This window comes from Pseudomonas sp. MPR-R2A5, from assembly GCF_058793055.1.
The window spans coordinates 83,641-99,049 of the sequence record NZ_JBXAFK010000012.1; the positions used below are offsets into that span (position 1 = coordinate 83,641).

The 15,409-nt window shown below is 60.9% G+C and carries 9 protein-coding genes and 1 pseudogene; 4 read left to right on the forward strand and 6 right to left on the reverse strand.

Features of this window, described 5'->3' with window-relative positions; all coding sequences use genetic code 11:
• The first annotated feature begins 237 nt into the window (after positions 1-237).
• Positions 238-5,106, forward strand: coding sequence for an NAD-glutamate dehydrogenase (locus AC1Q6I_RS11660; RefSeq protein WP_102624353.1), 4,869 nt, complete (start codon positions 238-240; stop codon positions 5,104-5,106).
• A gap of 196 nt (positions 5,107-5,302) precedes the next feature.
• Here the strand turns inward: AC1Q6I_RS11660 and AC1Q6I_RS11665 are convergent, their stop codons facing one another.
• The 4 genes and pseudogenes from AC1Q6I_RS11665 to AC1Q6I_RS11680 all read right to left on the reverse strand — a co-directional run bounded on the left by AC1Q6I_RS11665 (position 5,303) and on the right by AC1Q6I_RS11680 (position 8,182).
• Complete coding sequence (locus AC1Q6I_RS11665) at positions 5,303-5,998, reverse strand: GntR family transcriptional regulator (protein ID WP_069076312.1); 696 nt, start codon at positions 5,996-5,998, stop codon at positions 5,303-5,305.
• An 18-nt stretch (positions 5,999-6,016) separates the two neighbouring features.
• The gene (locus AC1Q6I_RS11670) at positions 6,017-6,718 is read right to left on the reverse strand and encodes a FadR/GntR family transcriptional regulator (RefSeq protein ID WP_024075905.1); all 702 of its coding nucleotides are present in this window, start codon (positions 6,716-6,718) and stop codon (positions 6,017-6,019) included.
• Between the two features lie 32 nt (positions 6,719-6,750).
• Positions 6,751-6,840 (reverse strand): annotated as a pseudogene (locus tag AC1Q6I_RS11675) (outer membrane lipoprotein carrier protein LolA); the annotation flags it as partial.
• A gap of 31 nt (positions 6,841-6,871) precedes the next feature.
• Positions 6,872-8,182 (reverse strand): C4-dicarboxylate transporter DctA, encoded by a 1,311-nt coding sequence (locus AC1Q6I_RS11680; RefSeq protein ID WP_102624352.1) that lies wholly within the window; start codon positions 8,180-8,182, stop codon positions 6,872-6,874.
• A 232-nt stretch (positions 8,183-8,414) separates the two neighbouring features.
• Here AC1Q6I_RS11680 and AC1Q6I_RS11685 point away from each other — a divergent pair, with 232 nt between their 5' ends.
• Positions 8,415-9,044 carry a DNA-3-methyladenine glycosylase I gene (locus AC1Q6I_RS11685; protein ID WP_102624351.1) on the forward strand — a complete coding sequence of 210 codons (630 nt, stop codon included), beginning with the start codon at positions 8,415-8,417 and terminating at the stop codon, positions 9,042-9,044.
• A gap of 171 nt (positions 9,045-9,215) precedes the next feature.
• On the opposite strand, the gene AC1Q6I_RS11690 is transcribed toward AC1Q6I_RS11685, so the two are convergent.
• Together AC1Q6I_RS11690 and pdxR are read right to left on the reverse strand one after the other, a co-directional pair.
• Positions 9,216-9,617: a cupin domain-containing protein gene (locus AC1Q6I_RS11690; RefSeq protein ID WP_024075901.1), complete on the reverse strand. Its 402-nt coding sequence runs from the start codon at positions 9,615-9,617 to the stop codon at positions 9,216-9,218.
• A gap of 84 nt (positions 9,618-9,701) precedes the next feature.
• Complete coding sequence (gene pdxR, locus AC1Q6I_RS11695) at positions 9,702-11,135, reverse strand: MocR-like pyridoxine biosynthesis transcription factor PdxR (protein WP_102624349.1); 1,434 nt, start codon at positions 11,133-11,135, stop codon at positions 9,702-9,704.
• Between the two features lie 146 nt (positions 11,136-11,281).
• On the opposite strand from pdxR, the gene AC1Q6I_RS11700 reads away from it, so the two are divergent.
• Positions 11,282-11,725 carry a carboxymuconolactone decarboxylase family protein gene (locus AC1Q6I_RS11700; RefSeq protein WP_024075899.1) on the forward strand — a complete coding sequence of 148 codons (444 nt, stop codon included), beginning with the start codon at positions 11,282-11,284 and terminating at the stop codon, positions 11,723-11,725.
• Positions 11,726-11,859: 134 nt separating this feature from the next.
• A complete protein-coding gene (locus tag AC1Q6I_RS11705; RefSeq protein WP_102624348.1) occupies positions 11,860-15,216 on the forward strand; it encodes a hypothetical protein in 3,357 nt (1,118 codons plus the stop codon).
• The last annotated feature ends 193 nt before the right edge of the window (positions 15,217-15,409 follow it).

The window sequence follows — 15,409 nt, forward strand, 5'->3', positions numbered from 1 at the left end:
CGCAACGGATGTGCCCTGTGCCGGGAGCCTGACCTGCCCGTCGTACCGTCGCCCGGCAAGGTGTACGTTCAATGGACGTTGTATGTGACCTGACTGTCTTGTCCAGCTTCACCCACCTGTCACCCTGATTCGTTTAAGGTGCTTAACTCGTTACCTGCGAACAGAGCTGACGGTCTCCCCGCAAGGGGATAACACGCGACGCTTCCATCAATAACAAGCCCAAGCGGAGTACCACAGATGGCGTTCTTCACCGCAGCCAGCAAGGCCGACTTCCAGCATCAACTGCAAGCGGCACTGGCGCAGCACATCAGTGAACAGGCACTGCCACAAGTGGCGCTGTTCGCTGAGCAATTCTTCGGCATTATTTCCCTGGACGAACTGACCCAGCGTCGCCTTTCCGACCTGGCCGGTTGCACCCTGTCTGCCTGGCGCCTGCTTGAGCGCTTTGATCACACTGAATCGCAAGTGCGGGTCTATAACCCCGATTATGAACGTCATGGCTGGCAGTCGACCCACACTGCGGTCGAAGTGCTGCACCATGACCTGCCATTTCTGGTGGACTCGGTACGCACCGAGCTGAACCGCCGTGGCTACAGTATTCACACCCTGCAAACCACCGTGCTCAGCGTACGCCGTGGCAGCAAGGGCGAATTGCTGGAAATCCTGCCTAAAGGCACCCAGGGCGAAGGCATCCAGCAAGAATCGCTGATGTACCTGGAAATCGACCGCTGCGCCAACGCCGCCGAACTCAACGTGCTGAGCAAAGAGCTGGAGCAGGTATTGGGCGAAGTGCGCGTGGCCGTGGCCGATTTCGAGCCGATGAAGGCCAAGGTCCAGCAGCTGCTGGAAAGCATCGACGCCAGCCCGTTCGGTATCGACGGCGAAGAAAAGGCCGAGATCAAGAACTTCCTGGAATGGCTGGTGGGCAACCACTTCACGTTCCTGGGCTATGAGGAATTCGTGGTACGTGACGAGGCGGATGGCGGTCATATCGAATATGACGCCAGCTCGTTCCTCGGCCTGACCAAGCTGCTGCGCGCCGGCCTGACCGCCGACGACCTGCGCATCGAAGACTACGCCGTGTCCTACCTGCGCGAGCCGACCGTGCTGTCGTTCGCCAAGGCCGCGCACCCGAGCCGCGTACACCGCCCGGCGTACCCGGACTACGTGTCGATCCGCCAGATCGATGCCGACGGCAAGGTCGTCAAGGAATGCCGCTTCATGGGCCTGTACACCTCGTCGGTGTATGGCGAAAGCGTGCGGGTGATCCCTTATATCCGTCGCAAGGTCGCGGAAATCGAACGCCGTTCGGGCTTCCAGGCCAAGGCGCACCTGGGCAAGGAGCTGGCCCAGGTCGTTGAAGTATTGCCCCGTGACGACCTGTTCCAGACCCCGGTCGACGAGCTGTTCAGCACCGTGATGTCGATCGTGCAGATCCAGGAGCGCAACAAGATCCGCGTGTTCCTGCGCAAAGACCCGTACGGTCGTTTCTGCTACTGCCTGGCCTATGTGCCACGCGACATCTATTCCACCGAAGTGCGCCAGAAGATCCAGCAAGTGCTGATGGATCGCCTGAAAGCCTCGGACTGCGAATTCTGGACCTTCTTCTCCGAATCCGTGTTGGCCCGTGTACAACTGATTCTGCGGGTCGACCCGAAGAACCGCCTGGACATCGACCCGCTGCAACTGGAAAAAGAAGTGGTGCAGGCCTGCCGCAGCTGGCAGGACGACTACTCCAGCCTGGTCGTGGAAAGCTTCGGCGAAGCCCACGGCACCAACGTGCTGGCCGACTTCCCGAAAGGCTTCCCGGCCGGTTACCGCGAGCGTTTCGCGGCGCATTCGGCCGTGGTCGACATGCAGCACCTGCTCAGCCTCACCGAAGGCAACCCGCTGGTGATGAGTTTCTACCAGCCGTTGGGCCAGGTGTCCGGCCAGCGCGAGCTGCATTGCAAGCTCTACCACGCGGATACCCCGCTGGCCCTGTCCGACGTCCTGCCGATCCTGGAAAACCTGGGCCTGCGCGTGCTGGGTGAATTCCCGTATCGCCTGCGCCATGCCAATGGCCGCGAGTTCTGGATCCACGATTTTGCGTTCATCGCCGCCGAAGGCGTGAACCTGGACATCCAGCAGCTCAACGACACCCTGCAGGACGCGTTCGTGCATATCGTGCATGGCGATGCCGAGAACGATGCGTTCAACCGCCTGGTGCTCACCGCTGGCCTGCCATGGCGTGACGTCGCGCTGCTGCGTGCCTATGCCCGTTACCTCAAGCAGATTCGCCTGGGCTTCGACCTGGGCTACATCGCCAGTACCCTGAACAACCACACCGACATCGCCCGCGAGTTGACCCGGTTGTTCAAGACCCGCTTCTACCTGGCGCGCAAGCTCAACGCCGACGACCTGGAAGACAAGCAGCAACGTCTGGAGCAGGCGATCCTCACGGCCCTGGACGACGTCCAGGTGCTCAACGAAGACCGCATCCTGCGTCGCTACCTGGACCTGATCAAGGCCACCCTGCGCACCAACTTCTACCAGACCGACGCCAACGGCCAGAACAAGTCGTACTTCAGCTTCAAGTTCGACCCGCGCGCGATTCCCGAGCTGCCCAAGCCGGTGCCGAAGTTTGAAATCTTCGTCTACTCGCCACGGGTCGAAGGCGTGCACCTGCGCTTTGGCAACGTTGCCCGTGGCGGCCTGCGCTGGTCCGATCGTGAAGAAGACTTCCGTACCGAAGTGCTCGGCCTGGTAAAAGCCCAGCAAGTGAAGAACTCGGTGATCGTGCCGGTGGGCGCCAAGGGCGGTTTCCTGCCGCGTCGCCTGCCATTGGGCGGCTCCCGTGACGAGATCGCGGCCGAAGGCATTGCCTGCTACCGCATCTTCATCTCCGGGCTGCTGGACATCACCGATAACCTGAAGGACGGCGCCCTGGTGCCGCCGGCCAACGTGGTGCGGCATGACGGCGATGACCCGTACCTGGTGGTCGCGGCGGACAAGGGCACTGCGACCTTCTCCGACATCGCCAACGGCATCGCTATCGACTACGGCTTCTGGCTGGGCGATGCGTTCGCCTCCGGTGGCTCGGCCGGTTACGACCACAAGAAAATGGGGATCACCGCCAAGGGCGCGTGGGTCGGCGTGCAGCGTCACTTCCGTGAGCGCGGCATCAATGTGCAGGAAGACAGCATCACCGTGGTGGGCATCGGCGACATGGCCGGTGACGTATTCGGTAACGGCCTGTTGATGTCCGACAAGCTGCAACTGGTCGCGGCCTTCAACCACCTGCATATCTTCATCGATCCAAACCCGAACCCGGCCACCAGCTTTGTCGAACGCCAGCGCATGTTCGAGCTGCCGCGTTCGGCGTGGAGCGACTACGACACCAGCATCATGTCCGAAGGCGGCGGTATCTTCTCGCGCAGCGCGAAGAGCATTGCCATCTCGCCCCAGATGAAAGAACGCTTCGACATCCAGGCCGACAAGCTGACCCCGACCGAACTGCTCAACGCCTTGCTCAAGGCGCCGGTGGACCTGTTGTGGAACGGTGGTATCGGCACTTACGTCAAGGCCAGCACCGAAAGCCATGCCGATGTGGGCGACAAGGCCAACGATGCGCTGCGCGTCAACGGCAACGAGCTGCGCTGCAAGGTGGTGGGCGAGGGCGGTAACCTCGGCATGACCCAACTGGGTCGTGTGGAGTTCGGCCTCAATGGCGGCGGCTCCAACACCGACTTCATCGACAACGCCGGTGGTGTGGACTGCTCCGACCACGAAGTGAACATCAAGATCCTGCTCAACGAAGTGGTGCAGGCCGGCGACATGACCGACAAGCAACGCAACCAGTTGCTGGCGAGCATGACCGACGAAGTCGGCAGCCTGGTGTTGGGCAACAACTACAAGCAGACCCAGGCCCTGTCCCTGGCCGCGCGCCGTGCCTACGAGCGTGCCGCCGAGTACAAGCGCCTGATGAGCGACCTGGAAAGCCGTGGCAAGCTGGACCGCGCCATCGAGTACCTGCCGACCGAGGAACAGCTCACCGAGCGCGCTTCCGCCGGCAAGGGCCTGACCCGTCCGGAGCTGTCGGTGTTGATCTCGTACAGCAAGATCGACCTCAAGGAAGCACTGCTCAAGTCGCTGGTGCCGGATGACGAGTACCTGACCCGTGACATGGAGACCGCGTTCCCACCGAGCCTGGTCGCCAAGTTCGGTGAAGCGATGCGTCGCCACCGCCTCAAGCGTGAGATCGTCAGCACCCAGATCGCCAACGACCTGGTCAACCACATGGGCATCACCTTCGTTCAACGCCTCAAAGAGTCGACCGGCATGAGCCCGGCGAACGTGGCGGGGGCCTATGTGATCGTGCGGGACATCTTCCATCTCCCGCACTGGTTCCGTCAGATCGAAGCCCTGGACCACCAGGTCTCCGCCGACGTGCAACTGGAGCTGATGGACGAACTGATGCGCCTGGGCCGCCGCGCGACGCGCTGGTTCCTGCGCAGCCGTCGCAACGAACAGGATGCTGGCCGCGATACCGCACACTTCGGTCCGCACCTGGCCGCGCTGGGCCTCAAGCTCGACGAACTGCTGGAAGGCCCGACCCGTGAAGGTTGGCAGACCCGCTACCAGGCCTACACCGAAGCCGGCGTGCCGGAATTGTTGGCGCGCATGGTTGCAGGCACGACTCACCTGTACACCTTGCTGCCGATCATCGAAGCCGCCGACGTTACCGGGCATGACGCCGCCGAAGTGGCCAAGGCCTACTTCGCTGTCGGCAGCGCCTTGGACTTGCCGTGGTACCTGCAGCAGATCAGCGATCTGCCGGTGGCCAACAACTGGCAGGCCCAGGCTCGCGAAGCGTTCCGCGACGACGTGGACTGGCAGCAGCGGGCGATCACCATCTCGGTACTGCAAATGGCCGACGCGCCACAAGACATGGAAGCCCGCGTGGCCCTGTGGCTTGAGCAGCACCAGGACATGGCTGATCGCTGGCGCGCCATGATGGTGGAAATCCGTGCTGCGGTCGGCACGGACTACGCCATGTATGCGGTGGCCAACCGTGAGTTGCTGGACCTGGCGTTGAGTGGTCAGTCGGTGCTGCAACCGGCTTGATTTAGCGCCTGAAACAAAAGCCCCTGCATTGTGAGATGCAGGGGCTTTTTGTTGGAATGCCCTTTATCAAACACCCCAAAAACTGTGGGAGGGGGCTTGCCCCCGATAGCAGAGTGTCAGCCAGCCTCTTCATGACTGGCCCACCGCTATCGGGGGCAAGCCCCCTCCCACATTTTGATCTCGTTTTATCTGGAGATTAATGGTGTTTCAGCAACTTGGCTTCTAGGTGATCCAGGTGCTGGGTCATCAGGGCCACTGCGGTGCTTGAGTCGCGTTGCTCCACCGCATCCACAATCGCCTCATGCTCCTGCCACGCGCAATACGTGCAGGCTTTCGTTTCGTACTGGGCAATGATCAGCGACGTCAACGGCACCAGGCTGTTGAGAAACTGCGCCAGTGGCCCATTCCCGGCAATGGCCGCCAAATTCAGGTGAAACTCCCCCGACAAGCGAATCGCCGGCCCACGCAGGTCCCGTTCGATGCCGTCACGCTCGCGTGCGATCAATTCGCGCAACTGCCGGATTTGCATCGGCGTGGCTTGGGCGCAGGCCAGTTGCACCACGGTGATTTCGGTCAGTCGCCGCGCTTCCAGGATCTGCCGTGTTTGCTGCGCGTCCGGCGCCGCCACCTGGGCGCGTTGGTTGGGGCGCAGGATGATCACTTGTTGATGGGAAAGCTTGGCCAGCACGCGACGAATCACACTGCGGCTGACGCCAAAGGTTTCGCCCAGGCCCTCTTCGGTAAAGCGGCTGGAGGGGGCGATGCGTTGTTCGAGGATGGCGTCGAACAGCCGTGGGTAGATGTCATCCACCGAGGTTTTTTTAGCGCCCACCAGGCGCATGCTGGGCAGGGCAGTGACAAGGGGGGCACGTTGCAAGGCGTGGGCGGTCATGGCCGGTCTCCAAAAAAATCAACTGCCCAGATGGTCGTCCGGGATGTTCAAGCGAATGCCCATGCGCAGGCCTTCCTGGAGGATGTGCCGGCGCATTTCGGCACTGGCCAGGGCGCTGTTCTTGTTGCGGATGGCGCGTACTACGGCTTCGTTTTCCTGAAGGCGTTCGGCCAGGTGCTCGGGGGAATTGCGCAGCACCTGGGCGCTTTGCTTGAGGGCGTTGCTGGTTTGTTGCACCACGTTCTGGAAGATCGGGTTGGAGGTGAGCGCAAACAGTTCTTCGTGAAAATCGAGGTAGGCGTTCATGCCGGCTTCGGCATCCCCGGCGTCGAGGGCTTCGCGCATGTCCATCAGGGTCAGGCGCAGTTGGCCGACTTCCTTGCTGCTGATGGACTGGGCCACCAGGCCGACGATGAAAGGTTCGAGGGTGTAGCGCAGTTGCAGGATGTCTTCCAGGCTGGCGTCGGCCACAGCGTCGCTCGATTGCGGTTCGCTGATGCTGGTTTCCAGCACGACCACGCCTTTGCCGGGCATGGAACGCACCAGGCCGAGGGTTTCCAGCACAATCACGGCCTCGCGCAGGCTGGGGCGGCTGATGCCCATCTGTTCGGCCAGTTCACGCTGGCCGGGCAACATTTCGCCCCGGCGCCACTGACCCCGCGCCAAGGCGGCGCGGAGTTTTTCTACGACTGAATTGACGACGGTTGAGGTGCTGATCACGTCGTGCGCTCCTTAAAAATGAATAATCCCTGCACTGTAGGAGCGAGCTTGCTCGCGAAAAACTTCAAGTCACCGCGTGCATCCAGAATGCCCGCGTTATCGTTGACGATCTTCGCGAGCAAGCTCGCTCCTACAGTGGAAGGCGTTAGCGTTCTAGAATTCCTGATGCGCTGGCACTACCGGCTTTTTAGTCTGGAAGGCATAACCCTGCTGGCCGTCCAGCACTTTGTTGGCGCGCTGGATGTCGATGTCTTTTTCCCAGCGGGCGATGGCCACGGTGGCGACGCAGTTGCCGATCAGGTTGGTTAACGCACGGCCGATGCCCATGAACCAATCCACCGCCAATACCAGCACCAGGCCGACCACCGGAATCGCCGGGATGGCCGTAAGGGTGGCCGCCAGAATCACCAGCGCCGAGCCGGGAATCCCATGGGCGCCCTTGGAGGTGATCAGCGACACCAGCAAGATCGTCAGCAGGTCGGTCATCGACAGTGGCGTGCCGGTGGCGTTGGCGATAAACACGATGGCCAGGGTCAGGTAGATCGAGAAACCGTCGAGGTTGAACGAATACCCGGTCGGAATCACCAGGCCCACGGTGGAGCTGCCAATGCCCAGGTGTTCGAGTTTGCGCATGACCTGCGGCAGCACCGCATCGGAGGAGGCGGTGCCCATCACGATCAGCAGCTCTTCACGCAGGTACTTGAGCAACGGCAACATGCGCAGGCCCGACAGGCGCATCACCAGGCCGAGGATCAGCGCGACAAACGCAAAGCAGGTCAGGTAGAACAGGCCCACCAGGCTGCCCAGGTGTTGCAGGGAGTCCAGCCCGTAGGTGCTGGTGGTGAAGGCGATCGCGCCAAACACGCCGATCGGCGCCAGGCGCACGATCATGCCCATGATGCGGAAAATCACGTGGCTCAGTTCATTGATCAGCCGAGTGATACCGGAAGCCGCTTCGCCCACCAGGTTCAACGCGCTGCCGAACAACACCGAAAACAGCAGCACTTGCAGCACATTGTTATCGGCAAAGGCGCCAATCACCGAGTTGGGGATCAGGTCCATCAGGAACTGGCTGGTGCCCTTGATGTGCTGGCCCTTGTCGGCCAGTTCATGCAGGCCCGCGGAGGAGAGCTGTTCCAGGTGGATATTGGCTCCGGTGCCGATGCCGGTGCTGAAGGCCATGACCAGGCCGATCACCAGGGCAACCGTGGTCAGCACTTCAAAGTAGATCACCGACTTGAGGCCGATGCGCCCGACTTTCTTCAAGTCACCGGCGCCGGAGATACCGCTGACCACCACGCAGAACACGATCAGGCCGATCAGCATCTTGATCAGCTTGATAAAGCCGTCACCCAGGGGTTTGAGTTGCGAGGAGAATTCGGGAAGGGCAAGGCCGCAGGCGATGCCGAGCATCAGGCCAATCACGACTTGCAGGAAAATCGAACGCGAGCACCATCTGAGCATGGGAGTGATCTCTATTCGGTGCCCCGGTGGTTCCAGGGCTTAATTGTTGTGGTCATACCGGTAAGTCCAGTGCGTCGCCAGTCTAGGCCAGGTATTTTTGAAATAACAAGTCATTCTTCGTCGGTTGACAGGTCCCGGTCTGACCAGTTGGTCGTGGAGGGCGGCGCTTGAGCGGTTGGCCGCGTGGAAATTTTTTCGCTTATCATCCGCGACCTGGCATGTGAGGTGATGGATGGATACACCAGGACTGAGCACCGATGAGACCGGACAGGTCTACTGCACCTGGCGCACGGCGGCGCCGGAATACCCTCGATACCACGACCGCGAGTGGGGCGTGCCGGTGGCGGATGATGTTCAGCTGTACGAGAAGATTTGCCTGGAAGGCTTTCAGGCGGGCATGGCGTGGATCACCATCCTGCGCAAGCGTGAGCAGTTTCGGGTGGCGTTCGAGGGCTTTGATTTTCGCCGGGTGGCGCAGTACGGCGCGGCGGATATCGAGCGCTTGATGCAAGATCCGGGCATCGTGCGTAATCGGGCGAAGATCGTTTCCACGATCAACAATGCACGCCGGGCGTGTGAGCTGGTTGACGAGACCGGCTCGCTGGCGCAGTGGTTGTGGGCGTTCGAACCCGGCCCTGAAGAGCGTCCGGCAGTGGTGGACCTGGCCTACTGGACCGGCAATCCGACTTCACCCGCCTCGGTGCGCTTATCCAAGGCCTTGAAGAAACGCGGCTGGACGTTTGTGGGCCCGACCACGATGTATGCGCTGATGCAGGCGATGGGGATGGTCAACGATCACCTTGATGGGTGTGCGTGCCGCCCAAAGATCGAAGAATTGCGCCGCCAGTTCAAACGCCCGTGAGCCACAGACAAACCGCAGTTAAAAAATGTGGGAGGGGCGGTGCGACGATTCGGCTTGCCCCCGATGAGGGAGTGTCAGTCACTTATTTGTTAACTGACCCACCGCCATCGGGGGCAAGCCCCCTCCCACATTCAGCACCCCACCCAAACTTCTGATTGGGGGTGCGGCTGATTATTTTGGAAGAGGGGTCAGCACTTCGGCCTTGTCGTCCAGCACTATCACCACCAGCAACTTGGCCGGCTGGGTCTGGCTGGCATTGCTGGATTCAAAGTGTCGCGAGCCGGCCGGCTCGTAGAACGATTCGCCGACCTTGTAGGTTTTCGCTTTCTCATCATTGACCCGCGAAGTGATCGCGCCTTCGAGCACGTAGGCCACGGCTGTGCCCGTGTGGCTATGGGGCACGGTGGCTTGGCCGGGGGCGTAGTCCACGGTGAGCATGAGGGTTTTCTTGCCGGGCACATTGGTCAGCGCGTGTTCTTGCAGGACCTTGATCGATTCCTGGTTGTACACGGGCTCGTGGGCAAAGGCGCTGAGCGAGGCGAGCATCAGGGTGGTGGCGAGCAGGCGTTTCATGGCGACGTTTCCGAGAAGTTCGAGACCTGCCCACCGTACGCCGGGATTTTCGTGCGACCAATGACCAATCCGGTGGAAAACCCCTTAGCCAATCTGCTGGAGGATATCGCGCACCTTATCCAGCGCCGGGTCGATGTCGAGGATTTCGATGGCGCCGAAACCAATGATCAAGCCCTGGCGAATCGGTGTGTCATGGAAGAACACATTCAGCGGATAGAGGCCCACTTCGACCTGGCGCGCCAATGCCATCAGCAAGGGGATATCCACCGGCACCTTGCACAACGCCGCCATATGAAAGCCGGCCACGGTGGGCACCGCTTCGAACCACGGCGCAAGGTCGCCCGCCAGGCGCTGCAAGATGCGCTCGCGGCGCCCGGCATATACGGTGTGGCAGCGGCGAATATGCTTGAGCAAATAGCCTTCGCTGATGAACTTGGCCAGCGCCCATTGCGGCAATGTGGAGCTGTGCTGGTCGGTCAATTGCTTGGCCTTGAGCACCGCACCGTAGATCGCCGGGGGCAGCACCGCATAACCCAGGCGCAGCTCGGGCAGCAGGGTTTTGGAGAAGGTGCCGACGTAGGTGACCACGCCACGGGTGTCCAGGCTTTGCAGGGAATCGGTGGGGCGGCCTTCGTAGCGGAACTCGCTGTCGTAGTCATCCTCGATGATGATCGCCCCCAGCTCGAATGCGCGGGCCAGCAAGGCTTCGCGACGTGCCAGGCTCATGGGCATGCCGAGTGGGAATTGGTGCGACGGCGTGACATAGATCAGTCGCGTGCCATCGGGGATCCGGTCGACCTGGATGCCGTGTTCATCGACGGGAACGCCAATAACCAAGGCCCCCATCGCCATGAACAATTGGCGCGCGGGGCTGTAGCCGGGGTCTTCCATGGCGACGATGCTGCCCGGTTCCAGCACCACACGGGCGATCAGGTCCAACGCCTGTTGCGCACCGTTGGTGACCACGATGTCGCTGTCGCGGCATTTGACCCCACGGGAAAACGCGATATGCCCGGCAATGGCGCTGCGCAGGGCCGGCAACCCTTCGGGCTGGCTGTAGAACCCGCTGTCCTGGGCGATGCGCCGCAACGCGTCCTGGGTGCAACGCCGCCATTCATCCTGGGGGAATTGGTTGCGGCTGGTGGCGCCGCCGATAAACTCACAGCGCAACGTGCTGTCGCGAGTGGGGTGGCGCATGGGCGAAGGCAGTGACTGCCACTTTTTCAGGTTGGCGGCGCAGGCCAGGTCGGTAGCGGTTTGCAGGCGCTCGGTCTGCGGCGTACGGGCGTTGACGAAGGTGCCGCGGCCAGTCTTGCCGACCAGCAGGCCTTCGTAGGTCAGGGTGGCGTAGGTGTCGGATACGGTCTTGCGTGATACCCCCAGTTGTTCGGCGAGCAAGCGGCTGGGCGGCAGTTGCGCGCCGGCGGCCAGGCGGCCGGAGACAATGGCTTCGTGCAACTGCTGGTACAGCTGTTCGGCCAGATCCTTGCGGCCATTGATGATGACGTGCAGTTCCATGTTTCATCCCGGGGTCTTGGTTCTGTGCCAAGGTTACTCGCTCGCGAGGCGCGCTCAAAATGGTCCCTGGGTAAACCGTCGAATTGGCTATAGGGCTTATACCGTGAGGGTTCTAGGCTGAGGTGTCATTGCCCGAGAACTGCCCCATGGAATCCCGTCTGGACTACTACACCGCGTCACCACAAGCGCTCAAGGGTATGTTGCTGCTGGAGGCGAACACCTTTGGCCTGTCCATCGAGCGGCCGCTGCTGGAACTCATCAAGATCCGCGTTTCGCAGCTCAACCACTGCGGCTTTTGCACCGATATGCATTCGATGGCGGCGCGTCAGCGCGGCGAGACGGAGCGACGTTTGTTCGCGCTGTGCGTATGGCGTGACTCGCCGTTCTTTACGCCGCGGGAGAAGGCGGCATTGGCCTGGTGCGAATCGGTGGCGATGCTGCCGACTTCCAGTGTTTCAGACGAACTCTTCAGCGCCGTGCGCGTGGAGTTCAGCGAGCAGGAACTGGTGGACCTGACCATGGCGGTATCCAGCATCAGTGGCTGGAACCGCCTGGCGGTGAGTTTTCGCCAGCAACCGCCGAACGCTTGATCGGGATATTCACCAGCGCTCTACGTATACACCTCAGGTTCATGCCTCAACACTTCAGTATCGACGCAGTGCGCGCACAGGGTGTTCGCGTTGATAACGACGAAGCGTTCTTCGTCAGTGACTGGAGTACCGTAATGGAAGAATTGCAGGACGAAGGCGCGTCTGCCTTACAGCTGCGTCAAAAGACCTTGATGGATCTGGATGCAGCATGGGGATCGATGCGTATCGGTGAGATCTCGGTTGGCCGCGTGGCCCTGGATAATATGGGCGCGCGCGTGGAGGGCGCGGACCTTGACGTGGCGCGGTATCGTGTCAAGGAAGCTGATCAGGCATTGATCGATCAGATCACGTTTTCTGCTGTGCACCTTAAGGACTATCTGGCGTCCGCCAGCAGTGCAACCTGTGACCAGGCCACCGCCGCACTGTTTGAACTGGCGTCATTACGTTCGGATTGGGCGCCCGCTATGTTGAGCACGCCTGATGTTTCGGACGGGGCGATTGTCAAGCTCGATCGACTGCTGCGGCGGGTACAGGACGTCAACCTCAACGACGTGGGTGCCATGGAAAGCCTGCCCGGCTGGGCCGATAAGCTTAGAAGCGGGAGTGCCCAAACCTTGGGAGCCGGGCTGCAGCTCTACGGTTTTTACAGTGCCATTCGAGGAATAGGCGAAGCGCTCAGAACGGGGGATGCGGGCGAGCTGTTGTTCGAGGGCAGCGCCTTTTCCGCAGAAATGACGTCCCTCGGCGTGGAGTTGGCGCTGGAGCGTATCGGCCAGAAAATGATGAGCGCCGGCCATACGGTTTATCGCGGGTTCTGTGCATCACGCGCGGGATTGCTGTTACGCCGTGGTGCTGGATTGATCGCCTCGGTATTGACCGTGCCGTTTGACCTTGCCCAGGCGGGCATTGCGCTTTCAAACGCGCTGAAAGCAGAAGGCAAACAGGCGCAGGATCTCTACGTCGAGGCCGGTTTCAGTCTCGTCAGCGCAACCCTCAGTCTTGCACTGGGCGTCTCGGCGTTGGCCGGCTTCAGCGCGACCGGGCCCGTAGGCCTTATCGCCGCAGCGGTGCTGATTGTCGGTACCCGGATTTATGCCGCGTGCCGGGTGGTGGATGATATCGATGATTACATCGAGTTGAGCACCCATGAGCGCCTGCGCAGCGGCTGGTTCGCGTTTACCGGTATTGACTTGGATGAAGGCGTACTCGATCGCTACACGACCAGCCGCGCGCGCACTGTATACGCAGAAAGCCTCAAGGCCCAAGCCAGGGCATTGCTTGGCGGTGAGATGAAGAACAGTGTGCAGGCCATCGTCAATGGCACGTTCGAGGTCCACCTGCAGACGATACGGCACTGGAAACATCAATGGGATGAGCAGGCGGGTGAGGCCCCCCACACGTTGGTCCGTGAACCGGTCATCCACGAGGTGGATGACCACTTCGATGCGACCAAGGAAGGGGCCGTCGATTTATTGCCCGAGGCCACCTGGGGGACGAAGGGGCCCGAAAAAGGTGTGCTCTGGCTGCTGGGTGGCGGGGATGACACGGTGTTGGGGGTGCCCACCCGCCCGAACCACTTTCGCTACAGCGGTGGCCGCAAGTACCTGGTGGGCGGCAGCCAGGACGACGAATTCATGTTCGAGGTACCGCCGGATACTTTTTCTGGCGCAGAAGGGCGGGTGCCGATCTCGGTGTTGGTGGGCGGTACCGGGGCTGACACCCTGAGCTTTCTCGGCGAGTCGACATGGCCGCGTGCAGCAGGCTTCAACGTCAACCTGGGGGCGGGCAGCGTGACATTGATGACCGACAATGGCCGAGACGGTCTCAAGTGCATGGGGTTGTGGAGCATTGAGAATGTTGCGTCCCTTGCCGGCGCTTCCAGCGTGATTACCGGCAGTAACGAGGCCAACCGTATTGTCTTGAAGGGGGAGCACGACAAGGCCCACGCAATGGCCGGAGACGACCAGTTGTTGATACAGCGGGGCAGTGCCAGGGTGAATGGCGGTCCAGGCGCCGACTACTTCGAGATTCTTGAGAGCGCCAAGGATGTCGTCATCGAGGAGGACGGCCAGCAGCGGAGCCTCATCATGCTCAACTGGCCCTTCAGCCGGATTCAACGCTGGTGGATCTCGGGCAACGCTCTGAAGGTGGAGTCTACCCTGGGGCTGGACGGTGAACTGCCAGGCCCTTGTGTCGGAATCGAAAATGTCTACACGCTGCGTGAGGGTAAACGCCATCTGGTCAACGAACTTTTCAGCTTTCTCACGCAGGACGGCTATCGAATAACGCCCTTGTTGCCTGAAGCGTTGGAACCGACCGGGGAGCCGCAAGTGAGCATGGAAGTGCTGGCGCCTCCCGGACCCAGGATCTCCCCGATTATTCTGGGCCCCGGTCAGTCGGTTGCCTTGGCGGCAGGCACGTCCAGTTACTTTGTCAGTCGCGGCCACGGGATGACGGCCATTGATGCCCATGCAAGCCAGGAGCAGGACCGATGCTGTGTGTATGTGGACTATGACAACCAGGAATTGGCAGGGGTGTATACCACCTATCATGTGGCCACGCGACGCGTGAGCAACTTCGACTACCTGGATTACACGGGCGCGAAGATAAAGTTTGAGTGGGCTGATGGCCGCACGCTTTATCTGGACGAATACGCGGCGCAATCCTCAGCGACGTGGACGAGCGTGGGCGGTTCATTGCAAGCGTCAGCCTTGAAGTTGAAGGCTGAGTTCGTCGTGGTGATGCGTGATGGTGTTTCGTACCGGCTATTACCGCCGGTGCAGTCTTACGTCGGTGATTTCGCCACTCCAGGTTATAGAATCAAGGACGGAATGGCTTCGTTGAACCTGAGGCACGGGCATTACCCGTTCTTGAGGCCGCGCACGCCTAAAAGCATAAATCTGACCGCTCACTCACAACGGGTGCACCTGGGCGCGGCGCCTCAGCTGGCAACCTGTGTGCTATGCGGACGGGGCGGGGTATACGAAATCTATCTGACGTCCTGGGCGACCGTTGAACTATCGACACCGCAGGCGCTGAGTAAAGAGTCCGATGCATCGACCTGGGACTTCTTTTGTACAGCGCTGGCGGAAGATATTCAGCTCGACAGCATTGTTGTCAGCCCTGGCCACATCAAGGTGGGCAGCGTGTCGATTAGGGTCCCCAAGTATGACGACCCCGACGTTCCCTTGGAAAACATCCGGATTCATTCAAAGGACGGCGGACGTTTCGACGTCAGGCTGGACCTTGGCAAGGTGTATCTCGCCAGGGTCGCCGCTTCGGGCAATAGTTCGATTGCGCAACTGTTGAAGGCCTTGCGTCACTGCCGACAAAGAGCCGCAGTGTTTACGCCACGCGTTAACGTGACGGGCATCGGCATGGCCGATGGGACAACGGGCACTGTTTATTACGACGTCATGGCTGATTGCTGGAGATTGGACGCTGACAGGCATCGGCAGGTATCCAGTGATGAGCTGGCTGTTTCAACTTGAATCCATAAGCTGCCGAGGTGGTTCTTCCGGGCGGCTGAACAACATAGTCTAAGGACATTCTATGAAGCAATTTACTTCCCCTTCCGTGCAACCGGTAGCAGGGCGCCCGGTCGATCGACCCAGTGGCGCGGCACCCAGTGCGCGTACTGCGTTTCCTGTCGTTGACTTCGCTGGCGGGCCCCTGCCGCCTGAA